The organism is Pseudomonas sp. Tof1, from assembly GCF_055390395.1.
The window spans coordinates 5,128,735-5,152,206 of record NZ_AP024344.1 but is presented as its reverse complement, the minus strand read 5'-3'; the positions used below and the strand labels follow the sequence as shown (position 1 = coordinate 5,152,206).

Below are 23,472 nucleotides of genomic sequence, written 5' to 3'. Positions count from 1 at the left end.
GACGCCTGTGAAACTCATCATCATTGCTGTTTACGTACTGTCCATCGCGTATGTACACCTGCGCGGCCAAGTCCGGCACAAGCTGGGCCGCCAACTGAGCGACCACTCCAGCTTCCTGGCCCCGATCAACTGCTTCCTCTACCTGTTCTCGAAGATTCCGAGCCGCCCCTACCTGGAGGTCAAGGACTTCCCGGAATTGAAGCCTCTGCAGGACAACTGGCAGGAAATCCGCGAAGAGGCCCTGGCACTGCTGCGCGCCGGCGAAATCAAGAAGTCCGAGCGTCCCGATGACGTGGGTTTCAACTCTTTCTTCAAGACCGGCTGGAAACGCTTCTACCTGAAATGGTACGGCGACAACCACCCGTCGGCCCTGGAGTTGTGCCCGCGCACCACCGAACTGCTCAACAGCATCGGCACGGTCAAGGCGGCGATGTTCGCCGAACTGCCACCCGGCTCGCGGCTGGTTCGCCATCGTGATCCCTACGCCGGCTCCCTGCGTTATCACCTGGGGCTCGAAACCCCGAACGATCCGGGCTGCTACATCAACGTCGACGGCCAGAACTACCACTGGCGCGACGGCGAGCCGGTGATGTTCGACGAGACCTTCATCCACTACGCGGAAAACACCACCGACAAGGACCGGGTGATCCTGTTCTGTGACGTCGAGCGGCCGATGCAGTACCGCTGGGCGGCGGCATTCAACCGCTGGTTCAGCCGCAACGTGATGGCTGCCGCCGCGGCGCCGAACGGCGACGGCGACAAGACCGGCGGGATCAACAAGGCCTTTACCAAGCTCTACGGCATCCGCCAGCGCGGCAAGGCGCTGAAGAAGACCAACCGCACGCGCTACTACCTGGAGAAGTGGGCGATCTTCGGTGGTCTGCTGGCGTTGTTCCTGCTGATCTAGTACCGCGATCCAGGGCGATGAAAAAGGCCGGACTCCTCACAGAGTCCGGCCTTTTTTGTAGCGCTCTACAGTGAATCGATCAGATGCCATCCTGCGGATGCAGGGTGCGCTTGGCCAGGTCTTCGGGGCTCTTTTCCTGCCAGACCTTCCAGTACTCGACGCGTTTCTCTTCAACGCTGCCCTTGTTGTTCTCGAACCAGGACAGCGACTTCGGCGAGTTGCCGACCAGTTCGGTGTCCTTGATCAGGTTGTCGACTTCCTTGCTGCCCTTGGCGAACTCGGCCTTGCTGTCGGAACTGACCGGCCACAGCGAGAAGCGGGCTTTCCAGGCGCCCATGCGCGGTGTCACCACGCTGTAGTAGGTCTTGCCCGCAGCCAGGTCGGCCTTGAGGAAGTCGGCGGCTTCGGAAACCACCATGAACGTGTGCTTGCCCGGGGTAGTGGGGTAGTTGATCTTGCTGCCGTTGGCCATGATGCCTATGAATTTGGTCTGGCCGCCGGTCACGTCATACAGCGACGCATCGATGATCTTGCCGACGAAGGAGGAGCGCATGAAGACGACCTGCGCGGCGTTCGGTTCGGCGCTCGGAATGGTTTGCGTGGGGCCACCTGCATCGGGTTGCCGGCACAGCCGCCCAGCAGGGCGGCAGCGGCCAGAAGGCAGGCGTGGATAATGCGCATCGATTGCTCCTTGGTCTTGTATTCGAGTGGTTCCCTACTCAGGTGCGCCGCGGCAAGGCAATGCTCGCCGCTGCGGGCATCTTTCAGGCCCGCCCTTTAAAGCATGAAGGCAATTGGCTATCAAGTATTTTCGGTTTTGTCGGAGCGGCCGTCAGCGCTCCTGTACCCCGCGAAACGCCGCACTCAAGGCCCGCAGTGTTTCCTGCGAGCGGGCATCCGTCGGGCGTGCATGCAGGATGATCTCCGTCATCGGCAGGGGCGGCAGCCCCCATTGTTCGCCGACTTCGATTGCGCCGGTCGGTGCCACCCGTTTGGCCAGGGCGGCGACGCCTAGGCCGGCGCTGACCGCCGCACCCACCGCCATCACGCCGCCACCGACGAAGACTTCGGTCCAGGCGATCGCCGCTTCGTCCAGCACCCGCACCGCCAGTTGCCGCACGCCACAGGGCGAAGCCATGGTCGCCAGGCGCAGGACACTGCCCGGGGTGTGCTGCCAGGTGGGGGAGGCGAACCAGCCGAAGCGCTCGACCACCAGCACCTCACCGTCATGCCGCTCGCCTTCGCTGCGCACGATGGCGGCATCCAGTTCGCCGCGGTCGAAGGCCGCACTCAAGTCCCGCGACGAGCCGATGCGCACCTCGATGATCAACAGCGGGTCGTATTGCGCCAGGCGGCTGAGCAACAGTGGCAGGTCCGGGCCGGCCACATGGTCGCTGATGCCGATGATCAGCCGGCGGTTTTCAGGCACCTCCATGTCGCCCAGGGCCCGCTCATGGGCCAGCAGCAGGTGGCGGGCGGCCTGGATGAACTGCTCGCCGCGGGGCGTCAGGTGCACATGGCGTGGGGTGCGTTCCAGCAGGCGATAACCCAGGCGTTCTTCCAGGCGCTTGAGTTTCAGGCTGATGGCCGCCTGGGAGGTGTCCAGCGCCTGGGCCGCCCGGGTGAAGCTGGCGAAGTCGGCGATCAGCACAAAGGCCTGGACGGTATCGAGATCGAGAGGTCTGCCGACGTCTGCCATATCCATCTCTTATCACACATATATTGGAGGATATCTTGTTGTAATTATCGACCTTGCGCAAGCTGGCTCCGGGTTATCCACATCCGGTCATTGCCGAAGGAGCACAGTCATGTTTGCCAAACAATATTCACACCGCTTGCCCGCCAACTACGACATGGAGCTGATCCGCCGCCGCGCGAGGGAACTGGGGCCGCGCTGGGACGGCACCCCAGGCATGCTGTTCAAGGCGTTCATTGCCCGCGAGCGGGGTGTGTTCGCTGCCACGGACAATCTCTACGCGTCGGTCTACCTGTGGGCTGACCCGCAGGGCGCCGCCCATTTCCTGATGGACGAGCGTTTCCAGGTGGTCATCGATTCGTTCGGGCGGCCGCAGGTCGAGGCCTGGCTGCCCTTGGAATTCAGCTTCGGCCCGGCGCGCGAGGCGAAGGCGCTGTACCGGGAGGAGTGGGCGATCGAGCCGCAGACCGATCGTATCGGCTTGCTGGCGGCCGAGAGAGAGCGGAGCCAGGCGATCCTGAGTCGGGAGGATACCCTGGCGTCCTTCCTGGCACTGGATGCGGCCAACTGGCGGCTGCTGCGTATCACGCTGTCGTCGGCCGCCCCGGATCGCAGCCGGGGAGGGCAGGTCTACGAAGTGCTCTACCTGGCGCAGTCCGATCTTGAGAGCCTGCGCCATGGGTGCTCATGAGCAGGGCCCGGAGCACTTTCGGCCCATGGCCCATCTGCAGGGACTGGCAGTAGGCGCCTTGCCGATCCTGGGGCTGACGCTGCTGGCCTGTCTGCTGTCGCCGGCGAATTTTCGCTGAAGTGTTTCAAGTGGCGACACAATCCGAATAGCATGGGCGACTTCATCGATTCTGGAAGCGCCCATGTCCCTCGAAATACGCGAAGCCCGGCCCAGTGATGCGCCGCAGATCCTGACCTTTATCACCGAGCTGGCCGAATACGAACGGGCCCGCCACGAGGTGCTCGCCAGTGTCGTGGACATCGAGCGCAGCCTGTTCGGCGAAGGCGCTACGGCCCACGGCCTGATCTGCCTGCGCGATGGCGAGCCGGTCGGTTTCGCGGTGTTCTTCTTCAGCTACTCGACTTGGCTGGGCCGCAATGGCCTGTACCTGGAGGACCTGTATGTCTCGCCACAGCAGCGCGGCGCGGGGGCGGGCAAGAAGTTGCTGCGGCACCTGGCGAAGATCGCCTGTGCCAATGACTGCGGGCGCCTGGAATGGAGCGTGCTGGACTGGAACGAGCCGGCGATCCGCTTCTACGAATCCATCGGTGCGCAACCGCAAAGCGAGTGGGTGCGCTACCGGATGGATGGCGAAGTGCTGAAGAATTTCGCCTATTCCGAGGACTAGGCCAGCTTCACGGGCCCAGTCGCGGATTTATCCGCGAAAGCGCTGGCGCAGGCAGCACTTTTCCACGGGATAACCTGGGGGGCAGCTTTACTGGAACCACTGCCACAACAGCAACGCCCCCACCAGCCCCACCACCGAGACGATGGTCTGCAACACCGACCAGACCCAGATCGTCTGCTTGAGCTGCAAGCCGAAGTACTCGCGCACCATCCAGAAGCCGGCATCGTTCACATGGCAGAAGAATACCGAACCGGCACCGATCGCCAGGGCCACCAGCGAGCTCTGGGTGCTTGCCAGGCCGGCCATCAGCGGGGCGAGGATGCCGGCGGTGGTGGTGGTCGCGACGGTGGCCGAACCCGTCGCCTGGCGCAGGGCGACGGCGATCAGCCAGGCCAGCAGCACGTAGGACAGGTGCGCTCCGCTGGCGATCTTGCTGATGGTATCGCTGACCCCGGCTTCCAGCAGCGTCTGCTTCAGGCCGCCACCGGCACCGATGGTCAGCAGCAATACGGCAATCGGCGCCAGGCTCTTGCGCAGCACGCCACCGACCTGGTCCCGGGCCATGCCGATCGACCAGCCCAGGCAGATCACCGCCGCGATTACCGCAATGCCCAGGGCGATCAGCGGTTCACCGAGAAATTTCAGGGTGATCGCCAGGCTGCCTTGCGGTGCCATGGCGACCTTGGCCAGCGTACTGCCGAGCATCAGCAGCACCGGCAGCAGGATGATCAGCAGTGACACGGCAAAGCTCGGCTTGCGGCGGGTTTCGATCTTGGCGGTGAACAGCGCGCCGAGTTCGGCAGGTTCCTGGACATCCAGTCGCTTCGACAGCCAGATGCCATACAGGGGGCCGGCAAGAATCACCGCCGGTACGGCGATGCACAGGCCCAGCAGCATGGTCATGCCCAGGTCGGCATGCAACGCGCTGACGGCGATAAGCGGCCCGGGGTGCGGAGGCATCAACGCATGCAGTGTGGTCATGCCGGCCAGGGCCGGGATCGCCACCTTGAGCAATGGCTGGCCGGACTGCCGGGCGATGACGAAGATCACCGGCACCATCAGCACCAACCCGACTTCGAAGAACAGCGGCAGGCCGATGACCATCGCCACGAATGCCATGACCCAGGGCAGGGCCTTGCCTTTCGCATGCCGCAGCAGGGTCGAGGCGATCCGGTCGGCCGCGCCGGATTCAGCCATCAATGCGCCGAGCATCGCGCCCAGGGCAATGATGATCCCTGCCTCGCCGAGCAGGCTGCCGGCGCCCTTGCTGAAGGCCTTGGCGACTTCTTCCGGCGGCAACGCCGCACCGAGCCCGGCAACGAAGGTACCGATCAGGATCGACAGGAAAGGCGGCAGTCTGGTCAGGCTGATCAGCACGATGATGCTGGCTATAGCGGCCAGGCAGCAGAGGATCAGGCGGGTGTCGTGGGCGAGCCACGCGGCATGTGAAAGATCCAACGGAAACCCCTTATTGTAATATCTTGTTACGTGTTTCCAGGGAATATACCTGAAGGATTCATATAGATGACTATCTGAGTCGGTTTTTTTACAAATTACCCGCGAGGACGATAACTGGTCAGGGCGTCCGACGCGGACCCGGCAGGCGGGGCGGAGTGTGGAGGCCGACGCGGATCTTGCCGGCGGGCCGGGCGTGTGGGCCGGCGCGGATCTTGTAGGAGCCTGGCTTGCCAGCGAAGGGGCCCTCAAGGTTGCCAAAAGCTTCGCGGCGGTTCGGCGCCCCGACAAGCCCGGCTCCTGAAGGTCTGGTATGGCCGGGTCAGTTCATCAGCACGGGCGGCAGCGTGCCCAGCAGCGACACCGCGAGAATCGCGCCAAGGCCCAACAGCCATTCGAGAGTGACGCTGCGCCGCAGCATCGTGAAGCGCCCACGACGGCTCATCACCAGGTTGAACAGGGCCAACCCGAGCATCAGCAGGACCACCAGCACCTTGGCCAGCAATATCAGCGCAAAGCCCTGCAACAACGGTGTCGGCCAGAGGGTCCCGGTGAGCACGCGGACGTTGACCAGGCCGGTGACGACGATCACCGCGACCATCAGATAACCCAGATTGCTGAAGCGTCGCAGGATCCGCTCGAGGTCATGCCCGGCCGGGCGGCTCAGCACCAGGGCCAGCAACATCAAGCCACCGATCCAGGCGCCGACCCCGCTCAGGTGCAGCAGTTGATTGAACATCAGCAACTGCCCACCCAGCCCGTCGAGCATGGCGCCATGACCCACCGGTGCCAGGGTCGCCAGTTGCAGGAACGCCAGCAGCAGGCTGACCCGTGGCGGCGCATTGGTGCCGAGGGCGATCAACAGCAGCAGGCTCAAGCCCAGGTGCCAGGTCCAGACCTGGCCGAAGAAGGTGCTGCCCAGCACCAGTTGCAGGGTGGGCAGGCGGATGGCGTCCGCCCCGTCATCGGTCATGCCGACGGTGGTCAGCAGCAACCAGGCCGTCGCACTGAGCAAGGCCAGCCCGGCCATCCAGCGGCGCGCCCTGAGCAGGCGTGAATCGAGCGCTGTGTCGGGCGTCGAACCGATCAGCAGGGGCCTGAACAGAGAGACCCCGAACAGCGACAGGACCATGGTGAAATGCACGAAACGACACAGGACCATGGCATCCGGCATGAACTCAGTTGCTCACCTTGAAGCCGTAGTTGCCTTCACTCTTGTGGGTATCGACCGAGACCGCATGCCAGTTGACCTGGTAGTCGCCCGCCTTCAGGGCGGCCGCCGGGGTCACGATCAGCACCTTTTTGTCGGCCGGATCGGTGGCGATGCCTTTCAGCGCGACCTTGCCATCGCCATTGCTCAACTCGACCTTGGTCAACGCCGCCTCGACACCTTCGCTGAATACCAGGCGCAATTCGCTCGGGGCGCTGACGGTGCTGTCGGCTGCCGGGGTTTCGCTTTTCAGGTGGGCATGGGCGAACGCGGAATCGGTCGCGGCGAAACCGCCGAGCAGGACAACGGTGCCGAGGAATTTTTTCAGGCGGGAAGATGACATCGATCAGTACCTTGATGATGGGAACAGGTGAGGATGCCGCGCAATGGCATGGAGGCCACAATAGCCGCTATGGAAGCGTTTGGCACCTGCAAGACAAAAAGGGAGCCGGGATGACCGACTCCTTTTTGTGTTGCAGATGTCCGATACTGTGGCGTCGGCCCTCTGAAAATTCTCCCGGGATTGTGCGTCAGGTCTGAGAAACGACCGCGCCTGGAAGGAGCTCGCGCTCGGTATCCAGAATGCGATTACAGTGGCGCCGTCGTGCCGGGTTCTCACCGGCTTCTATTCTTACAATAATGACCAGTGCTCGTGCGGCGTGTGCCCGCAGCGGGGCAGAACGGGAGAAATGTCCATATGGCGATCCGGCTCAGCGTTGTTTGCCATGCCCGCACCGAGGCTCAGCGTCTGGGGCGCTTCCCGCTGGATGAGCCGGTCGAACCCAAGGGACTGGCCAAGGCTGCCGAATTGGCCAGCCGGCTGAAAAAGCCGGTACGTATCCTCAGTGCACCGGAGACTCGCGCCTGGCAGACCGCCGAGGCGCTGGGCAGCGAGATCGAGATCGTGCCGGAGCTGGGCGACTACGATTTTGGCGAGTGGCAGGGCCTGAGCCTGAGCGACCTGCAGGAGAACGCCCCCGAGGCACTGGCAGCTTGGGTCAGCCATCCGGAGATGGCCCCGCCGGCGGGCGAGTCGGTGATCGCACTGTGCGCCCGGGTGGCGGCCTGGCTCGACAGTTTCCAGGAGGACGGGCACTTCGTTGTCGTCACCCACCCCTTCGTGATTCGCGCGGCGATTCTCCATGCGTTGCAGGCCGGGCCGGCCTCGTTCAACGCCATTGATATCGAGCCGTTGTCGGTGGTCGACCTGCGTCGCAACGGGCACTGGCGTCTGCGGTTCTAGTGCGTCTGCTTGCTGATGGCTGCGAGATAATCGGCGTCGCCCAAGCCCACCTGCGCCCAGACCCGCCGCTCTTCACCGCCCATGCGATCGTACTGCTCGTCGGCATCCCACAGCGTGAGGATCTGTCTGGGAAACAGGTGCTCGTGGGTATTGAGCGAATGCTCGCCTGAACCATCGGCCCGCGCCATTCGCCCGAACAGCTCCTCGGCCTCGGTATCGAAGACGTTCACGCCGTCATACATGACCTGGCACGCAGCGTAGCAGGACACCCCGATGAACGAGGCCTGGCCCGCGCTGTACTCGACCTGAATCCCCAGTTCTGGCAGATCGAAGTAGTCCTGTGTTTCGGTGTCGTGCTTGAGCGTGAAACCGTCGGCTGTCATCGCCAGCCTGGTGTTCTCCCGTGATGCGCCCAGCCTGGCGGGGCCGATACCTTCATGCGGGACGATGTTGAATACCTTCATGGCCGGACCTCGGCCCGTAGCTGCTGCCACTCATGCCAGCAGTTTTCAGCCGAAATATCCGGGTAGCCCCTGCTGTCGTCCATGGCTTGCGCGACCTCCACCGGCAGGCTGATACAGGCGGCGTTGTCCCGGATTTCCAGGACTTGCGCTTCTGATAGCGGCGCACCTTTTTTCTGTTCGGCGGCAGTCAGGATAACCACCAGTGCGGGGACGAAGACAATGCAGAGCTGTTCGGATTGAGGCATGGCGCATCCGTGCGCAGGATTGAAGGTGTTCAGCACACTATCGGTATGAGGCGTGCAAGTTCAAGCGTGGAATGTCGACCGGGATGGGGTTGTCAGGTTGCGGGTCGCTGTTGCATGATCGATTCCATGAACATGATATCGCTGCAGTCGACCATCACCTCTACCTCCGTGACCGCCCTGGGCGGGTGCGAGGTTGCCGTGTGAGTGATTGACGCGTAGTGAACCAAGGCCCCGCCAGCAATGGACGGGGCCTTTTGGTTTCCGGCCCCTTGCTGGCATCACCAGGAAGGAGAAACACCATGCAGGTTCACAGTTCCCAGCGCTCGGCGCTGTTGATCATCGATATGCAGGTCGGCCTGTTCCATGGCCCGGACAAGCCATGGGACGGTGAGCAGGTGCTGGCGCGTATCACCGCGCTGGTCGGGCAGGCGCGCGAGTCCTGCGCACCGATCTTCGCCCTGCGGCACACCGGGCCGCAGGGTTCGCCGATCGAGGCGGGCAGTGCCGCCTGGCAGGTCTTGCCGGAGCTGGGACTGGACCCGGCGGCGGATCATCTGCTCGACAAGAGCCGTCCCAGTTGTTTCTTCGAAACCGGGTTGGCCGAGCAACTGGACGACGCCGGGGTGAAACGGTTGGTCATCGTCGGCATGAAGACCCAGTACTGTGTCGACAGCACCTGCCGGCTGGCTCGCGACCTGGGCTTCGAGGCGGTGCTGGTAGGTGATGCGCATACCTGCATGGACACGCCCGGGCTCTCGGCCCGGGCGATCGTCGAGCATCACAATGCGACCCTGAACGGGGCTTTCGTGCAGGTGATGAAGGCGGCGGATGTGAGCTTCTGAACCCGTATGGTCACGGTCGGTGTCGGAGACACGGACCGTGCGCCAATCAGGGCTTTTTCACCGGCGTCGGCAAGGTCACCAGCGACACATAGTCGTTCCAGAACTTCTTCTGGTCGACGGCGAACACCACCCTGGCCTTCTGCGTACCGACCGGTGCACCTTTGCTGTAGCCCAGCGCCCGGCCGTAGTCCGGACCGAAGTGGGTGTCGACATCGATCCACAGGTCCCGCGATTCGGTGACGATGCCCGGCTCGGTCAGGAACAGCGCCGGCAGGCTGTCCCAGGTGAAGCTGTGATAGCCCGGGTCCTTGGCGAATTCCGGTCCGAACACGCGCTTGTACAGTTCCGGCACCGCGCCCTTGGCGGCGATCACCCGCTTGTAGACGGAGGCATCGAAGATGACCTTCTCGCAGACATCGTTGGGGAAGATCACCTGTTCGATCGGCGAGCGCAGGACGATCCGCGCCGCTTCCGGGTCGAACCACCAGTTGAACTCGGCGGCCGGCGTGGTGTTGCCGGGAACCTCGATGGCCCCGCCCATGTACACGATGCGCTTGATCAGCGGCACGATATCCGGGGCCTGGCGGATCGCCAGGGCCAGGTTGGTCAGCGGGCCGATGGCCAGCAGCGTCACTTCGTGGGGGTTCTTGCGCACGCTGTCGATGATGAACTGCGGGGCGGTTTCGCTGCGCAGTCGGGTATGGGTCGCCATGCCGTCCGGCGGGGCCACCAGTTGCGCCGCCGAGGTCGGCCGCGGGTTCTTGAACGCCCCGGGCCAGCCGGAGCCGAACAATGCCTGCTCCTGGGGGTAAGTGGCGAAATCATGCAGCAGCGGGTAGGCCGCGCCGGAGTAGACGCCGATCTCCTTTTCCACGCCCATGCGTTCGACGGCCTTCAGCGCGTCGACCTGTGCCTGGTCGACCCAGGCATTGCCGCTGACCAGGGTCATGCCGAGCAGGTCGATTTTCTTCTGCGCATGCAACTGCGCGAGCATGATGAAGGCCTGGCCGTCGTCGTTGAGCACGTTGAAATCGGTGTCGAGAATGACCTTGTCCGCCGCGTGCAGCGAACCGGTCGACAAGCCGACGGCCAGCGCCAGCGCGCAGCCCTTGAGAAAGCGTTGCATGGTGATTTGCCCCAATGAGTTATTGTTGTATTGCGGTGGCCCAGCATGCCTGGCGATGCGAGGAAAGGCTATCGCCAGGTAAGTGGTTACTTAACCAGGGGTGTCTGGGAGGGGCTCGGAAGGGTAGCGATTGCCGGCCTGTTCGTGGGGACGCCCGTTCCGGCAGTTGAGTGCAGAACGCCACGTACCACCAGGTCGCTGATGAAGGCCAGCCAATCCTGTCGCTGATGCTTGTCCGCCAACGGTTCGCCGAGGAACGAACTCAGGGTGTGCTGGTTGGAATTGTAGAAGTAGCAGAGCGAGGCGATCATCAGGTAGACATGCTTGATGTCCAGGTCCTGGCGGAAGAGCCCCTGGGCCTGGCCGGCCTCGATGATCGGGCGCAACACGCCCACCGCCTCTCCCGACAGTCGCCGCAGTTCCCCGGACTGCCGGGCGTGCTTGCCCTGGTGCAGGTTCTCAATGCTCAGGATGGCGACGAATTCGGGATGGCGGACGTAGTAGTTCCAGATGAACGCGACCAGTTCACGCAAGGCTTGCTCGGGCTTGCCGAGCTCCAGGCGCAGTTTGCCTTCGGCCTTGTTGAACTGCTCGTAGATGTGTTCCAGCACGCAGAGGAACAGGCGTTCCTTGCTGCCGAAATAGTAGTAGAGCATGCGGTCGTTGGATTCGGCTTCCTGGGAAATGCTCTCGACCCTTCCGCCGGAATAGCCGTCGCGGGCGAACACCTTCACCGCGGCCTTGAGGATACGGGCGCGGGTCTGGTCGGCTTGCTGGGCGCGGATGCCGGTTTTCCTGGTCACCGTCTGGCGGTCCTTCGGCTGGAGGGCAGGAAGGCGAATATACCACGGCCCCCCGAAGGCGCTGTACACCGTGCTCTCGGCCCGCACACCCCAGCCGTCCGTTGCCCGCAGATCTACGAGCCGAGCCTGATCATCGTCGCCAGGGCGGCAAGCTGACCCACCTGGCGTTACTTCGAGCGCAGCCCGGAGGGCGGAGCAGGTGCCTTGAGGTCAGAAAGCCACTGCCGCTGAAAACCTGTCATTTCTGACAGTATCCAAATCCTTGAGCATGGCGTTAAATCTGTCCAGGCCCCAGTGGCCGGGCGAGTCAAGCCGAAGTGTCCGTGGACTGTCGTCTCGATCGACTGCCGAATCTTATTCCTTTCCCTGGCAGACAGGGTTTGATAGCGAACGAGAGGAGTGCAAGGACATGACAGTCTCCGATATCAAGAAGCTTGCGGCCCAGGGGCGGCAGGCGTTTCGTAAGACCCTGGCGGAGGGTCGCACAACGCCTAAAGATCCAGTGCTGCCTGTTCCCGTCGGAGTTATCGATCCTGCGGATGGCACCATCGGCAGGCCGTATAACTATGCGGCATTGAAAGTGAGTATTCAGAGATGGACCAATACTCCAAATCCTGGTGAAGACAATGAGGTGTTTCTATTCTGGGCGCCGGGACGCAACCCATCCGATGGTGTGTATCAACAGGTTGATAAAAGGCTCATCGATGGCAACAATTTGCCAGGTTTTCCTTTGGAAATGAATATCCCGCTTGAAGTTTGGAGAGATACCGAAGGTGCTTTTTCGATCAAGTATGATATTCGTTTAGCCAACGGCACTACGGATCACAGTGGTGTGTTCTCGGCGATCCGCGATACTAAAGCTCCTTACGCCGATGCTGATGAGCCTGAACCGTTGAAGTTGATACTGCCGACAGAACTCGAAGATGCCGATCTGGATGCGGCGGAGCCTACAGGCGTGGAAGCGGAGATTCCCGATTATCCCGACTATCAGCCGAAAGACAAAATAGCCTACTGGTGGGTCACCGAAGTCCCTTCATTCGATCCAAATGATCCAAATGCTCCGCTTCCCATTGCTAATGTTTCAGTGCCAGACGATCGAAAGATCTACTTTCCTGTCGATTATATTCGTGACAAAGGCGATGGCGGTTGCTTTGTCGCTTATACACTGTTCGATAAGGCGGGAAACCGCACTCCATTGTCTCATCCGACAGAGGTGGGTGTGGCGATTGGGGTGATGCCCAGCAACTTTCAAAATCCGAGCGTCCCTCAGTCCCAGCCCAAGGGCTTTGTCAATCAGAACGATGCGCTTGATGGTATCTATGTCGTTATCGAGGAGTTCACCCCCCATAAACCGACCGACAATATCGAGGTGACCTGGGGTCAGAGCAAGTTGACAGCGGAGCCCATCGGTTCATCACCGACATGGCCAAAGCGGATCAAGGTACCCGAGGATGTCCTGATCAAGGAGTACGATTGGAGTAACGGAGGGCGGATACCGACCCCCATCGGCTACCGGTTTCTGCGCGGTACGGTGCCACGTGGACCTTTCACCAGTTCGGTGGATGTGTACTTTTCCGTCCCGGGACCGGGCCCCGATAATCCGATCGATTGGCCCGACCCGGTCAATGCCGATATGACGCCTGGCGAAGTCTTTGGCAAGAGCACACCCGGCCAGCCCAATGTGCTGGTGCGTGCGGATGACGGGGAAGATGCGACGTTCGAGTTCACCTTTTATGACGATACAACGGCCGATGTTGGAAAGGTCATAGAGTTCTATTGGGGCGCTTACCATGTCGAGGAAGCCGATATCCCGCTCAAGGGCAATGAAGGCGGCGAAGACGAAACGGTGACTATACCCTGGAAGTATATCTATGATGAGGGCAACGATCCCAAGGTGCTTGTCCATTATCGGATCAGGGACAAGACATCCGACAACTGGCAGCGTTCGCCTTATACGGAGGTCAATGTCAATGCCGTGGTCTATCGGCCCGATGCTCCGGAGTTCGAGGGCGTCAACGAATTTGGTTTCCTCGCCTGCCCTGCATTGTACGATCCACCCTATACACCCGGTGGCCCGAATAACCCCGATGATCCGTCTGTGCGCCTGAGAATACCGGATCTGAGCAAGGATCTTGGACCCGGCGATACACTCACATTGAAGTGGGTGGCTTATCAGCATTCGGACCCCACTGACGGCGAAATCGCTGCAGAATACGAGCTACCCGTCACTTTGGGACCGGACTGGCCCGTTACGGGATTTGTTTGGCGTATTGGCTATGACGCTTATGTCAAGCCTATCTATATACCGACGACCAGTCCGGGTGGAAGAGCAAGGGCAACTTACTCCTTTGTGGATAAGACAGGGGAGACTGTTACTTCGAAATGTGCCGATATTAAAGTCGGCATGTACGAATCCGATGAGCCCTGCCCAATACCGCCCAGGCAGCCGACGCCCTAGTTGTTTGAATAGCCAGAGTGGATAACCGCTCTGGCTGTTGTTTTTGTATAGGGTCGGCGTTTTTAATCGGAAATTTTCCTAACTCTATCAGGAATATTCCTACATATCAGTAGCTAATGAATCTATAGGCTTTTTCCTCCTTTTGGGTGTGACGATGGTTTAAAAATCAATGAATTTTCAATTTTCAGATGGCGTTATGCCGGTCGGTTCTGTGCTCAACCTCAATCCACTGGTGCGTGCGATCAGTTCGCCGGCCCGTCGTTCCCTATGGCGTCGTTGTTCATGGAGCAAGGCCGCCGCATTGACGTTCATACCGTTGCTGGTGTTCTGCAACGCCGCTCAGGCGCGGGATCTGATCAACGAGAATCTGACCATCGACCACACGACCGCCCCGGACAGCTATCGCCTGGTGGGCACTTCGGTACTCACCGCGACAGGCGCCTCGACCCTCGGCATTAGCGCGGATGTGGGGACCAGCCTTGACCTTGGCGGTACTCAAGTCAGCGGGGGGCGGCGACCGGCGTTGCCCTGATAGGGGGCGCCACCGCCAGGATCGCCGCCGGCAGCACGGTGACCAGTGATAGAACCGCGCTGATTGTCGGCGAGACGGGGGGAACGGTTCCACGGCCATCGTCAGTGACAGTGTCCTGGCGGGCGGTACCGCCGGCGCATTGGTGAGTGGGCTCAGCAGCCTGGTGTTGAACAACAGCGTGGTGTCCGGCGCCACCAGCGATGGCGTGCAGGTTTTCGGCGGCACCCTGCAGGCAACCGGCGGTTCGATCACCGGCGGGCGCAACGGACTTCTCCTCGGCGATACCGCAGGCAGCTCCAACGGTTCCCAGGTGACGCTCGATGGCACCCATGTCGAAGGCCTCAGCGGGGCGGCGATCCTGGTCAACAACCCCGGAGGCAACAACGAGTCGACGATCAACGTCCGCAATGGCGCGACGCTGGTGGGCAGTAACGGCCTCCTGCTGCAAGTGATCGACGGTGCCAAGGCGAATCTCGATGTCAGCAACAGCGCTCTGGTCGGTGACGTGGTGGCCGAGGCAGGCAGCATCGCCAATGTGACCCTGCAGAACGCTGCGACCCTGACCGGACGCCTGCAAAACGTCGACACCCTGACGCTCAACAGCCAGGGCAAGTGGATCATGGTCGAGGACGGCGAGCTGAAGAACCTGGCCATGAGCGGCGGCTCGGTGCAGTTCGGCCAGCCGGGCAGCTTCTACACCCTGTCGGTGGAGAACCTCAGCGGCAATGGCAACTTCATCATGCACACCGATTTCGCCACGGGCCGTACCGACTTCCTGGATATCACCGGCACCGCCACCGGCAGCCATACCCTGGATGTGGCCAGCAGCGGAGCCGACCCGTTGTCCGACAAGCAGATCCATGTGGTGCGTGCCGCCGCCGGCGATGCGTCGTTCTCGCTGCTCAATGGCCGGGTCGACCTCGGGATCTTTTCCTACGACCTGATCAAGGTCGGTGCCAACGATTGGTACCTGGATGCCTCGAGCAAGGTCATCAGCCCCGGTACCGACTCGATCCTCTCGCTGTTCGACGCCTCGCGCACCGCCTGGTATGGCGAGTTGAGCACCCTGCGCAGCCGCATGGGCGAGGTGCGCATGAACAACGGCCAGACCGGTGGCTGGATGCGCGCCTATGGCAACCGTTTCGATGTCTCCGCCGACTCGGGCATGGCCTACAAGCAGACCCAGCATGGCCTGAGCTTCGGTGTCGACACGCCGTTGCCCGCCCTGGGCGATGGCCAGTGGGTGGTCGGCCTGCTGGGCGGCTACAGCCGTTCCGACCTGCAGATCAAGCATGGCACCACCGGTGAGGTCGACAGCTACTACATCGGCTCCTATGCCACCTGGCTCGATGCCGACAGCGGCTACTACTTCGACGGTGTGCTCAAGCTCAACCGTTTCCAGAACGCGTCCAGCGTCAGCCTCAGCGATGGCGCCAAGGCCAAGGGCAACTACGCCACCACCGGCGTGGGCACCACCCTGGAGTTCGGCCGGCATATCAAGCTCGACGATGGCTATTTCGTCGAGCCCTATGCCCAGGTCGCGGCCCTGGCGGTACAGGGCAAGTCCTACGCGCTGGACAATGGCATGACGGCCCATGGCGACCATGGCCGTTCGCTGCTGGGCACCCTGGGTTCCACGTTCGGGCGCGATATCGACCTGGGCGACGGGCAGGTCGTGCAGCCCTATCTCAAGGCCGCGGTGGTCAACGAGTTCGTCAAGCGCAACGACGTGCGGGTCAACAACACCACCTTCAACAACGACCTCTCCGGTTCGCGCTTGGCCCTGGGTGGCGGTGCGACGATGAAGGTCAGCGACAAGGTGCAGATGCATGCCGACCTGGACTACAGCCATGGCAATCAGGTCAAGCAGCCGTGGGGCGTGAATCTGGGCGTCGAGTACAAGTGGTAAGGCAGTGCCGGGTCGGCCTGGTGCAAACCACGGCGGGCAAACGACGATCCGCACCTGAGTAGTCGTGCGGCAGGGCGTTCAACAGCTTCACAGGTCAAGGCGCAGGCGGTCAGGTTCACTATACCCGGCTGCCTGTCCGGGGCGAGGAGAGCGATAATGTCGAAGTCCAAGCGTTCGAAAAACCATTCCCCCCTCCAGCAGGTCCAGGAACCGAAGGCTCCGCGGGCTCCGGACGCGCTGCCGGACATTCCGAATGGCGAGGAAAACCTGCTACCGATTTCGGCGCTGACCCGGCCTTTGACGATTATCGTCCCCATGTGGGGTAACTCCGTGCCGACCCCGCAAACCCCGGAGTCGGTGCGACTCAGATGGGACCGTTCGGAATTTGGCTTCCGGCAATGGACGGCTCCGGTCCCGGAGACGGACCTGGTCTTCGAGGCGCCGGTGGAGGGCTTTGGCGAAGGTCAGCATGAAGTCATGTATGAGCTGACCCTGGCCAACGGCGAGAAGTTCGACTCGCAGAAGCTCACGCTGACCATCGATAAAACCAAGCCGCTGTTGAACCAGACCGACGAAAAACCGATTTTCCCCGACGAGATCCGCCTCAATGGCGTGACCGCCGCCTACCTGGCGCGTCCGGAAAACAACGATGAGGTCAAGGCGATCATCCCCCCTTACGATGCGCTTGCTGGCGGGCCCAGACCGGGCGATGTCATCACCTGGTACCTGAATGAAAGAACCGGAACGGGCGAGCCGGATCAACTGAGGGTCGATCAGTTGACCGTGCCTGATCCGGTCCCTGCCGTACTGGAAGCGGTGTATCCGGGACGGGCGTTTCGCGATTTCGGTGACCGCGAAGGTTATGCGCGCTATCGGGTCGAGGACCGCGCGGGCAATCGCAGCGAGTTGTCGGCGCGGGTCGATCTGGATATCAAGGCCGCGCCAATACCCCGTGACCTGAGCTACCCCCGAGTGAAGGAAGCCACGGGCAGTCCCCAGGCCAGTCAACTGAACCCCAACCCCGCCGACGTCGTGCTGAATGGCGCCATCGTGATCATCCCGCAAAATGCGCTGATCTCGGAGGATGAAACCGCGGCGGTGCTGTTTGGCGAACCGGGTTCCTTCGGTTTCTATCAGGCGGACACGCCGACCACCGTCGGCGGTCGCGAATACCGTATTCCAAGGGAATACATCGCGCGCAATCTGAAAAAGACCATTCCCGTCTCCTTTGCCGTCAGCGTGCCCAGCCGTCCCGATCCGCTGCCCTCCGCCGTCCATCAACTGAGCATTTCCAGCCTGACCGACCTGCCGATGATCCAGTGCGACAAGGTCACGAACGACCGGCTGCCGCTTTCGAGCATTGTCGACGGGGGCGTGGCGACCTTTACCCTGGGCAGTTGGAAGTACCTGTCGACCTCACAATTCCTGCGGGTGAGGGTCATAGGGCTGCTCGCCGGCGGCGGGCAGGAAACCATCACGGTACTGGAGGCCGCTTCAGTCCCCGCGTCCGGGACGGTGCCGGCGGGCACTATCTCGAAAGCTACACTGCAGCGTTTCAAGATAGGTGAAATGCTCGAGATCCGCCCGTACGTCAGCTTCGACAACAAGGCGACCTGGTATGACTTTCCCTATCCGACTCCGACGCTGACCGCCTGACACGCCCGATACCTGTTTCTAGCGGTAGGTGATGGTGAAATTCAGCGCTCCCCTGGCATTGCCGGGCTCCACCCGAGCCTCGGTCTGGTAGAAGCGGGCCATGAAGTCCAGCACCGTCGTGCCGGGCCTGATCGGCGTCATGGGCACCTCGGTGCCCAGGGCCACCGGGGTCACGCCATCGCCGCGCAGGACCTGGATGCCGAACCCCGAGGCGCTGGAGTCGCTGGTCAGGCTGAAAATCCCGCGGTCTTCGTCGATCGGTTGCGAGCCGCGAACGCCATCGAGCCTGATGGTCGCCATGGCGACGTTCTCGTCTTCGGGGTCGGCCTCGCAACCGGTGAGCGTGATGGAGAACGACACCGCCGGGGTGCCAAAGCCCGGGCCGCTGAAGTCGGCCGCGTCCCACTCGCCCAGCCGTACCGGGTCGGCACTCACCGGGTTGCCGGTGGTGCCGCACTGAGCCTGGATCACCGTGCCCTGGGCGGCGAAACTGAAGCCTTTGCCCACGCCGCTGAACTGGCCGCTGAACAGTTCGCTGCCATCCAGCGAATGGGGACCGGCGGGAATCGGGCCGGTCTTGATCAGGGTGACCCAGGCCCGCAGGCTCTGCAGGGAAAAGGCGAAGTGGCCGGTGGGTTGGTCCTGATAGGCGTCGAACGGCGCCACCGGACGGCCGTCCACCGGGATGAAGGTGTTCAGGCCGCTGCCGTCGAAGGGGAATCCCAGTTTGATAAAGGCCCCGACGCCCGGAATATTGGTATTGAATACCTTGCCGTTCAGATCCTCGCCATTGACCGGCGGCAAGTCGCCCGGGAACAGCGCGACACTGGGCCGTGCCTGGAAATTCAGCACCACGCCGGGGGTTTCGATCCGGCACCCCAACTGCGAGCTGCCGCCGCTGCTGAAGGTGTGCCGGGCAAAGGTGCCGATGACACTGCCCTGCGGTGCATTCAGGGGAACGTAGAGGGTACCCAGTTGCGCCTGGAAGGCCAGAGGCCCGCTACCGATCTCCCAGTAGCAGCTGTCGTTGCCGGCGAAGGCCGCCCCGGCCTGGCCGCCGGCCGCCAGCAGCAGGGCGGCCAGCAGTTTTCGTATCGATCGGTTCATGTCGTTTCCTGCGTTGAAGGGGCGGTCGGTTCCGAGGTCTGGCACGTCAGTGTCTGCACGTAGTAGCCCTGGGTCTGTTCCAGCTGTTGCGGGTCGAGCCACAGTGGGCAGCCCTGGCCGTTGTCCTCGCCCCAGCGTACTTCCAGGCGCTGAGCCTGCGGGTCGATGGAGAGCAGCACCTGGCCGGCCTGGCCGACCGTGCCGAGTGGATTGCCGTGGGCATCGCTGACCTGGGCGCCGAACGGCAGTGGCTTGCCCTGGGCGGTCAGGGCGGTGATCAACAGGCGGTTGACCGTGCGCGCCGCGAACCGGGTCTTGACCACCGCGCCCCGGCGCGGCACCACCTGGGCCGTGCCGTTGTCGATCTCGACCTCCGGGCCCAACTGGTCGGTCTGCAGACTCAGGGTGTTGGCGCGATAGGGGCGCAGATAAGGCACCAGGGCAAAGCCACGATCATTGGTGATCACCCCGGCGGCGTTCTGCACGCCGATGCCGGCGATATCCGGCACCTCGACCAGGGCCGCGGTCTCACCCAGATAGGGCCCCATTTCCAGGCCGTCGGCATGCAGCAACAGCGCGCCGCTGGCATTGAGCGAGGCGTTGCGGTAATTGCTGCCCTGGGTCAGGCCGGCACCGATGTTGCCCGAGGCGCCCTGATAGCCCAGCGACAGCGCGGTGTTGTATTGGTCATGGGCATCGCGGCTGACGCTGGTGCGGTAACTGATCCGGTTGTCGTCGGCCTGACCGCTCAGGCTGCTGCGTTGGCTGGAGCGGCCGGCGCTGTTCTGCAGGTCGAACGAGAGCATGCTCGACGAGCCGAAATCCAGTGGCAGCGACACGCTCAGACCGAACTGGCGTTGCTCGCCCACCCGGGTATTGGGCCTTTCGCTCAGCGATTGTTGTGCGAAGACGCTATAGGAAACGCCACGATGGTGGGTGTTGAAGCCGAATTGAAACTGGCGCTGGGTGTAGTGGGTCTGCCAGTAATCCTGGTGCGACACGGTCAGGTTGAGGGAACTCTGCCGGCCGACCTTCTGGTAGACACTGGCCTCCAGGCGGCTGCGCCGGCTGCCGATGAAGCGGGTATCGCGTTCGCGTTCGCGCACGGCCTCCTCGAAGTCGCGGTAGCCGGCGGTGGAGTAGCGATAGCCGGCGAAGCGCAGGTTGGTGCCGGTCTGGAACGATTTGCCGTATTTCATCGCATAGCTCAACCCCTGCACCTTGCCTGTCGCCGGGGCGTCGATGGTCGCGCTGGAGTGGGTCAGGTCCAGCGCCAGGGCGCCGAACGAGCCCAGGTCACGGGCCACGCCCAGGTTGCCGGCGCGATAGAAATCGCTGCCCATCAGGCCGCCGTAGAGGGTCGAGCTCCAGCCGGTGCCGACGGCCAGGGTGCCTTGCCAGAGTGGCGCGTCCGAGTCGAAGCCGATGGCGTTGTGGCGCCCGATGGCTGTGCTGTAGCGCCAGACCCCTTCGCGCAGCAGATTGGACAAGGTGGAATAGGACTGGGTGAAACGCTGGACCTGGCCGTCGGCCTCGGTCAGCACGATCTCCAGTTCGCCACTGCTGGCCACGGTGCTGAGGTCATCGATTTCATAGGGGCCGGGGCTGACGAAGGTGGAGTAGATCGGGTAGCCGTTCTGCAGGATCTCGAGCTTGGCGCGGCTCTGGGCGGTGCCGCGAATGATCGGCGCGTAGCTTTGCAGGGTGTCCGGCAGCATGTCCTGGTCGGAGGCGATGATGGCCCCGCGAAACGCCAGGCTCTTGAAAATATCGCCACTGGTGAAGGTGTCGCCCAGGGTCAGGTTCGCATTCAGGCCGGGCAGGTCGCGCTGGGCATAGCTGTAGGCACTGTTCCATTCCCGCCGCCCCTGGTCGTCCAGGCGCAGCGAACGATTGCCGCGCAGACGCCAGGCGCCGAGGTTCACGCCGCCGTTGAGGTAGAGGTCGTCGCTGTGGCTGGAGCCCCCCAGGCGGTGTCGGCTCTGCTGGGTCGAGAGCTGATAGTTGACGAAGGCGGCATTGATGCCGGTCTCCCAGTGCTCCGGTGCGATATAGCCGATGACGTCGCGGCGCATGGCGATCTGTGGAACGGAGATTTCCAGGCGCAGCTGGCTGCCTTCGAAGTGGCTGTCGGCGCCGGGAATGACCCGGGCCAGCTCGACGCAGCCGCCTGGTGCAGGCGCGGTTTCGGCCAGGCTGTCGAGTTTGACGCCCAGTGTGCCGAGCAACTCGGCGGACAGGCAGGGCAGCAGGCGGTTGCCCTTGGGGTCCAGGCTGAAGTCCAGTTCCCGGCTGCCGGCGGGGCGCTGGTTGATCAGCAACTCGACCCGGTAGCGTCCCGGTCCCAGGTCGTTCTGCTGGCCCAGCGCCTTGAGTGCCTGGCTGCCGGCCTCGTGGGCATATCCCGGGTGCTGGTGCAGAAAACCGGATTGGAACTCGATGGGCGGTTCCGCCAGCGCGCATTGGCTGGCCAACCACAGGGCACTACCGCCGGTCACGGGCAGCAGGTAACGCAGACGCCGGCGCCAGACTGGCCGCCGGTCTCGGAAGAATGGAGTCATGATGGCTTTCACGCAGGGCAGGAGGGCGTGCCTCAGGGGGTCGATTGCACGGGCGCATGCAAGGGCGCGCTGACGGCCCCGTAGTCATTGATGGCGTTGAAGCTGACGCGCAGGCCGGATGCCGGTCTCACCGTATCCAGGGCGAAGTGCTGTTGCTTGAGCGGCTCGACCATGGCCGGATTGTTCAGGGTTTCCACTTGGCCGTTGCCGCTCAACTCGATGCGGTTGAACGACACGTGAAAGGGCGTCGGGTTATGCACCAGCAGGTGCGGTTTGCCATTGATGGGCCGGACCGACCACTGCAGGTCCTTGAGGCGGCTACCGGGTTTTTCCTTGAGCTGCACGGGCCGGTAGAACAGCTTGATCCGGGTGCGCAGGGCGATGTTCAGCACATTGCCTTGCACGCCGCTGGCCTGGGGGATTTCCTGGACGTTGAAGTAGAACAGCGACTCGCGATCGGTCGGCAGGCTATTGGGCAGGCCATTGATCTGAACCTGCTGCTCCTTGCCGGGGTTGAGCCGGAACATCGGCGGCGATGGCATGAAGGGCACGGCGGTGGTGGTGTCGTCTGCGGCGGTGTTGACCCAGGTCTGCACCGCGTAGGGGCTTTGGCTGGGGTTGTTGACAATCAGCGAGACGTTGCGTTTGTCGCTGTCGAACACCACGCGCGTGGCGTTCAGGCTCAGGGCGGCCTGGCTGGACGGGATGTGCGAGGCCAGCAGCAACAGGGCCGTGCCGGCGCCGGCGGCAAGACGCCAGGACGCCACCTGGGGAATGAAACCGAGCATGGATCAGTACCTCTGGAACAGGCGCGAGGTTCGCGCCTGAAATACAGCGTGAAGTGCCCTGGCTTGATCGAGGTTCAGGCGCGGCTGGCCGTCGCCGCCAGGGAACGCGGTAATGGCCGGTCAGTTGACGGCGACGACGAACAGCACGTCGGCCGAGGCGCTGCCGGGCAGCACGCTGCTGCCGGCCGGGGCGGTACGGCGGTAGTAGGCGTTGAACAGCATGTCGGTCGGGCCGCTGGCGTTCAGGTCGTATTCGGCAGAGGTGCCGCCGGGGGCGACCGAGCTGCCGGTCTTGTCGCGGATCACGATGGCCACACCCTTGGCCACGCTCGGATCCTGATCGGAGCCCACGGAGAAGTAGTTGCCGCTGGGGTCGGCGGTGCCGTTGAAGGTCACTTCCGCCGCGGTACCGCCACAGGCGGAGGCGTCCCCGACGCGCAGGGCGAAGGACTTGCCACGGTATTCCTGGCCGGGGCGGTGAAGCGGCCGGCGTCGACGCTGCCCATCTTGACCTGGTTGCTGATGGAGCCGTCCTCGGGGTTGACCACTTCGATCGGGCAGGTGCTGCTGGTGATCTTGCCTTCGAAATTGATGGTGCCGGTGTTGGCGAAAGCTTGTGTGCCCGCCAGGCTGGCGGCCAGGCCGAGGGAGAGGGCGATCAAGGGTGTTTTCATCGATGCTGATCCTGTTGCTGCGCAGTGCCCGGCGTTTTTGGGGGTAAGGCGAGACTCCCGGGGTGCACTGCGATACTGAGAGGCCGGTGTTGTAGGGAAGTGTCTCGGGGCGGGAGTCTAGGGAGGGGGGGGGCGGGGGATATGAGAGAGTTCTCATAGTGAGAGAAACGCGGGAAAGCTACACACAACGGCAATTGCCGTTGTGTGTAGCTTCAAGGAAGGGGATGAGGCACTACTACACCGAGGACACCATAGTCCTTACAAGGTGGTTCTTAACCAAATGGGATTCTGTAGACATTGCATTCGCAATAGTTACTGATTCTTTTATGTTGTATCCTCGATTTTTTGCTGAAACTGCCACCATCATCTGGTCTAGCGTAGATTGGGGCTGAGCCGGTGATGAATGAAGTGGTCGCAGGTTCTCTGCCCCCGGAGGTG

Annotated in this window: 22 protein-coding genes and 1 pseudogene; 10 read left to right on the top strand and 13 right to left on the bottom strand. The window is 62.7% G+C overall.

Annotated elements, in window-relative coordinates:
• Nucleotides 1–7: 7 nt before the first annotated feature.
• Nucleotides 8–907 carry a lipid A hydroxylase LpxO gene (lpxO, locus tag ACZ5KU_RS22985; protein WP_054061103.1) on the top strand — a complete coding sequence of 300 codons (900 nt, stop codon included), beginning with the start codon at nucleotides 8–10 and terminating at the stop codon, nucleotides 905–907.
• Between the two features lie 79 nt (nucleotides 908–986).
• Here the strand turns inward: lpxO and ACZ5KU_RS22980 are convergent, their stop codons facing one another.
• A complete protein-coding gene (locus ACZ5KU_RS22980; RefSeq protein ID WP_464736333.1) occupies nucleotides 987–1,460 on the bottom strand; it encodes a hypothetical protein in 474 nt (157 codons plus the stop codon).
• Nucleotides 1,461–1,739: 279 nt separating this feature from the next.
• Nucleotides 1,740–2,606 (bottom strand): LysR family transcriptional regulator, encoded by an 867-nt coding sequence (locus tag ACZ5KU_RS22975; protein WP_464736332.1) that lies wholly within the window; start codon nucleotides 2,604–2,606, stop codon nucleotides 1,740–1,742.
• Between the two features lie 109 nt (nucleotides 2,607–2,715).
• Between ACZ5KU_RS22975 and ACZ5KU_RS22970 the strand changes: the two genes are divergently transcribed.
• The 3 genes from ACZ5KU_RS22970 to ACZ5KU_RS22960 all read left to right on the top strand — a co-directional run bounded on the left by ACZ5KU_RS22970 (nucleotide 2,716) and on the right by ACZ5KU_RS22960 (nucleotide 3,961).
• Entirely contained in the window at nucleotides 2,716–3,294 is a 579-nt protein-coding gene (locus ACZ5KU_RS22970) for a DUF4865 family protein (protein ID WP_464736331.1), read from the top strand.
• Nucleotides 3,281–3,412 carry a hypothetical protein gene (locus ACZ5KU_RS22965; protein ID WP_464736330.1) on the top strand — a complete coding sequence of 44 codons (132 nt, stop codon included), beginning with the start codon at nucleotides 3,281–3,283 and terminating at the stop codon, nucleotides 3,410–3,412. The genes ACZ5KU_RS22970 and ACZ5KU_RS22965 overlap by 14 nt, the downstream gene beginning before the upstream one ends.
• 63 nt (nucleotides 3,413–3,475) lie before the next feature.
• Nucleotides 3,476–3,961, top strand: a complete 486-nt coding sequence (locus ACZ5KU_RS22960; RefSeq protein WP_054061106.1) for a GNAT family N-acetyltransferase — start codon at nucleotides 3,476–3,478, stop codon at nucleotides 3,959–3,961.
• Between the two features lie 87 nt (nucleotides 3,962–4,048).
• On the opposite strand, the gene ACZ5KU_RS22955 is transcribed toward ACZ5KU_RS22960, so the two are convergent.
• From ACZ5KU_RS22955 to copC, 3 genes are all read right to left on the bottom strand, one after another.
• The gene (locus ACZ5KU_RS22955) at nucleotides 4,049–5,419 is read right to left on the bottom strand and encodes a GntT/GntP/DsdX family permease (protein WP_464736329.1); all 1,371 of its coding nucleotides are present in this window, start codon (nucleotides 5,417–5,419) and stop codon (nucleotides 4,049–4,051) included.
• Between the two features lie 319 nt (nucleotides 5,420–5,738).
• Nucleotides 5,739–6,590 carry a copper homeostasis membrane protein CopD gene (gene copD, locus ACZ5KU_RS22950; RefSeq protein ID WP_054061108.1) on the bottom strand — a complete coding sequence of 284 codons (852 nt, stop codon included), beginning with the start codon at nucleotides 6,588–6,590 and terminating at the stop codon, nucleotides 5,739–5,741.
• Nucleotides 6,591–6,594: 4 nt separating this feature from the next.
• Nucleotides 6,595–6,969 carry a copper homeostasis periplasmic binding protein CopC gene (gene copC / locus ACZ5KU_RS22945; protein ID WP_054061109.1) on the bottom strand — a complete coding sequence of 125 codons (375 nt, stop codon included), beginning with the start codon at nucleotides 6,967–6,969 and terminating at the stop codon, nucleotides 6,595–6,597.
• Between the two features lie 354 nt (nucleotides 6,970–7,323).
• Between copC and ACZ5KU_RS22940 the strand changes: the two genes are divergently transcribed.
• Nucleotides 7,324–7,869, top strand: coding sequence for a histidine phosphatase family protein (locus ACZ5KU_RS22940; RefSeq protein WP_054061110.1), 546 nt, complete (start codon nucleotides 7,324–7,326; stop codon nucleotides 7,867–7,869).
• Here ACZ5KU_RS22940 and ACZ5KU_RS22935 read toward each other — a convergent pair.
• Both ACZ5KU_RS22935 and ACZ5KU_RS22930 read right to left on the bottom strand, forming a co-directional pair.
• Nucleotides 7,866–8,333: a hypothetical protein gene (locus tag ACZ5KU_RS22935; protein WP_054061111.1), complete on the bottom strand. Its 468-nt coding sequence runs from the start codon at nucleotides 8,331–8,333 to the stop codon at nucleotides 7,866–7,868. The genes ACZ5KU_RS22940 and ACZ5KU_RS22935 overlap by 4 nt on opposite strands.
• Entirely contained in the window at nucleotides 8,330–8,578 is a 249-nt protein-coding gene (locus ACZ5KU_RS22930; protein ID WP_054061112.1) for a hypothetical protein, read from the bottom strand. The genes ACZ5KU_RS22935 and ACZ5KU_RS22930 overlap by 4 nt, the downstream gene beginning before the upstream one ends.
• A gap of 299 nt (nucleotides 8,579–8,877) precedes the next feature.
• Here ACZ5KU_RS22930 and ACZ5KU_RS22925 point away from each other — a divergent pair, with 299 nt between their 5' ends.
• Nucleotides 8,878–9,420 (top strand): cysteine hydrolase family protein, encoded by a 543-nt coding sequence (locus ACZ5KU_RS22925; protein ID WP_054062984.1) that lies wholly within the window; start codon nucleotides 8,878–8,880, stop codon nucleotides 9,418–9,420.
• Between the two features lie 46 nt (nucleotides 9,421–9,466).
• On the opposite strand, the gene ACZ5KU_RS22920 is transcribed toward ACZ5KU_RS22925, so the two are convergent.
• Together ACZ5KU_RS22920 and ACZ5KU_RS22915 are read right to left on the bottom strand one after the other, a co-directional pair.
• Complete coding sequence (locus ACZ5KU_RS22920; protein ID WP_464736328.1) at nucleotides 9,467–10,546, bottom strand: nucleoside hydrolase; 1,080 nt, start codon at nucleotides 10,544–10,546, stop codon at nucleotides 9,467–9,469.
• Between the two features lie 86 nt (nucleotides 10,547–10,632).
• Nucleotides 10,633–11,349: a TetR/AcrR family transcriptional regulator gene (locus tag ACZ5KU_RS22915; protein ID WP_241494349.1), complete on the bottom strand. Its 717-nt coding sequence runs from the start codon at nucleotides 11,347–11,349 to the stop codon at nucleotides 10,633–10,635.
• A 409-nt stretch (nucleotides 11,350–11,758) separates the two neighbouring features.
• On the opposite strand from ACZ5KU_RS22915, the gene ACZ5KU_RS22910 reads away from it, so the two are divergent.
• From ACZ5KU_RS22910 to ACZ5KU_RS22895, 4 genes are all read left to right on the top strand, one after another.
• Nucleotides 11,759–13,807: a hypothetical protein gene (locus ACZ5KU_RS22910; RefSeq protein WP_464736327.1), complete on the top strand. Its 2,049-nt coding sequence runs from the start codon at nucleotides 11,759–11,761 to the stop codon at nucleotides 13,805–13,807.
• A 196-nt stretch (nucleotides 13,808–14,003) separates the two neighbouring features.
• Complete coding sequence (locus ACZ5KU_RS22905) at nucleotides 14,004–14,339, top strand: hypothetical protein (protein WP_464736326.1); 336 nt, start codon at nucleotides 14,004–14,006, stop codon at nucleotides 14,337–14,339.
• Between the two features lie 142 nt (nucleotides 14,340–14,481).
• Nucleotides 14,482–16,248: an autotransporter outer membrane beta-barrel domain-containing protein gene (locus ACZ5KU_RS22900; RefSeq protein WP_464736325.1), complete on the top strand. Its 1,767-nt coding sequence runs from the start codon at nucleotides 14,482–14,484 to the stop codon at nucleotides 16,246–16,248.
• Nucleotides 16,249–16,404: 156 nt separating this feature from the next.
• Nucleotides 16,405–17,904, top strand: coding sequence for a hypothetical protein (locus ACZ5KU_RS22895; protein ID WP_416769990.1), 1,500 nt, complete (start codon nucleotides 16,405–16,407; stop codon nucleotides 17,902–17,904).
• Nucleotides 17,905–17,922: 18 nt separating this feature from the next.
• On the opposite strand, the gene ACZ5KU_RS22890 is transcribed toward ACZ5KU_RS22895, so the two are convergent.
• The 4 genes and pseudogenes from ACZ5KU_RS22890 to ACZ5KU_RS22875 all read right to left on the bottom strand — a co-directional run bounded on the left by ACZ5KU_RS22890 (nucleotide 17,923) and on the right by ACZ5KU_RS22875 (nucleotide 23,034).
• Nucleotides 17,923–19,011 carry a fimbrial protein gene (locus tag ACZ5KU_RS22890; RefSeq protein WP_054062981.1) on the bottom strand — a complete coding sequence of 363 codons (1,089 nt, stop codon included), beginning with the start codon at nucleotides 19,009–19,011 and terminating at the stop codon, nucleotides 17,923–17,925.
• Nucleotides 19,008–21,572, bottom strand: coding sequence for a fimbria/pilus outer membrane usher protein (locus ACZ5KU_RS22885; RefSeq protein ID WP_464736324.1), 2,565 nt, complete (start codon nucleotides 21,570–21,572; stop codon nucleotides 19,008–19,010). The genes ACZ5KU_RS22890 and ACZ5KU_RS22885 overlap by 4 nt, the downstream gene beginning before the upstream one ends.
• 32 nt (nucleotides 21,573–21,604) lie before the next feature.
• Nucleotides 21,605–22,360 carry a fimbrial biogenesis chaperone gene (locus ACZ5KU_RS22880; protein WP_464736323.1) on the bottom strand — a complete coding sequence of 252 codons (756 nt, stop codon included), beginning with the start codon at nucleotides 22,358–22,360 and terminating at the stop codon, nucleotides 21,605–21,607.
• A 120-nt stretch (nucleotides 22,361–22,480) separates the two neighbouring features.
• Nucleotides 22,481–23,034 (bottom strand): annotated as a pseudogene (locus ACZ5KU_RS22875) (fimbrial protein).
• Nucleotides 23,035–23,472: the final 438 nt, after the last annotated feature.

Coding starts and splice junctions, on each gene's coding strand:
- ACZ5KU_RS22980 (WP_464736333.1), bottom strand. CDS start 1,460: ATGCGCTCCTCCTTCGTCGGCAAGATCATCGATGCGTCGCTGTATGAC.
- ACZ5KU_RS22975 (WP_464736332.1), bottom strand. CDS start 2,606: ATGGCAGACGTCGGCAGACCTCTCGATCTCGATACCGTCCAGGCCTTT.
- ACZ5KU_RS22970 (WP_464736331.1), top strand. CDS start 2,716: ATGTTTGCCAAACAATATTCACACCGCTTGCCCGCCAACTACGACATG.
- ACZ5KU_RS22965 (WP_464736330.1), top strand. CDS start 3,281: ATGGGTGCTCATGAGCAGGGCCCGGAGCACTTTCGGCCCATGGCCCAT.
- ACZ5KU_RS22960 (WP_054061106.1), top strand. CDS start 3,476: ATGTCCCTCGAAATACGCGAAGCCCGGCCCAGTGATGCGCCGCAGATC.
- copD (WP_054061108.1), bottom strand. CDS start 6,590: ATGCCGGATGCCATGGTCCTGTGTCGTTTCGTGCATTTCACCATGGTC.
- copC (WP_054061109.1), bottom strand. CDS start 6,969: ATGTCATCTTCCCGCCTGAAAAAATTCCTCGGCACCGTTGTCCTGCTC.
- ACZ5KU_RS22940 (WP_054061110.1), top strand. CDS start 7,324: ATGGCGATCCGGCTCAGCGTTGTTTGCCATGCCCGCACCGAGGCTCAG.
- ACZ5KU_RS22935 (WP_054061111.1), bottom strand. CDS start 8,333: ATGAAGGTATTCAACATCGTCCCGCATGAAGGTATCGGCCCCGCCAGG.
- ACZ5KU_RS22930 (WP_054061112.1), bottom strand. CDS start 8,578: ATGCCTCAATCCGAACAGCTCTGCATTGTCTTCGTCCCCGCACTGGTG.
- ACZ5KU_RS22925 (WP_054062984.1), top strand. CDS start 8,878: ATGCAGGTTCACAGTTCCCAGCGCTCGGCGCTGTTGATCATCGATATG.
- ACZ5KU_RS22920 (WP_464736328.1), bottom strand. CDS start 10,546: ATGCAACGCTTTCTCAAGGGCTGCGCGCTGGCGCTGGCCGTCGGCTTG.
- ACZ5KU_RS22910 (WP_464736327.1), top strand. CDS start 11,759: ATGACAGTCTCCGATATCAAGAAGCTTGCGGCCCAGGGGCGGCAGGCG.
- ACZ5KU_RS22905 (WP_464736326.1), top strand. CDS start 14,004: ATGCCGGTCGGTTCTGTGCTCAACCTCAATCCACTGGTGCGTGCGATC.
- ACZ5KU_RS22895 (WP_416769990.1), top strand. CDS start 16,405: ATGTCGAAGTCCAAGCGTTCGAAAAACCATTCCCCCCTCCAGCAGGTC.
- ACZ5KU_RS22890 (WP_054062981.1), bottom strand. CDS start 19,011: ATGAACCGATCGATACGAAAACTGCTGGCCGCCCTGCTGCTGGCGGCC.
- ACZ5KU_RS22885 (WP_464736324.1), bottom strand. CDS start 21,572: ATGACTCCATTCTTCCGAGACCGGCGGCCAGTCTGGCGCCGGCGTCTG.
- ACZ5KU_RS22880 (WP_464736323.1), bottom strand. CDS start 22,360: ATGCTCGGTTTCATTCCCCAGGTGGCGTCCTGGCGTCTTGCCGCCGGC.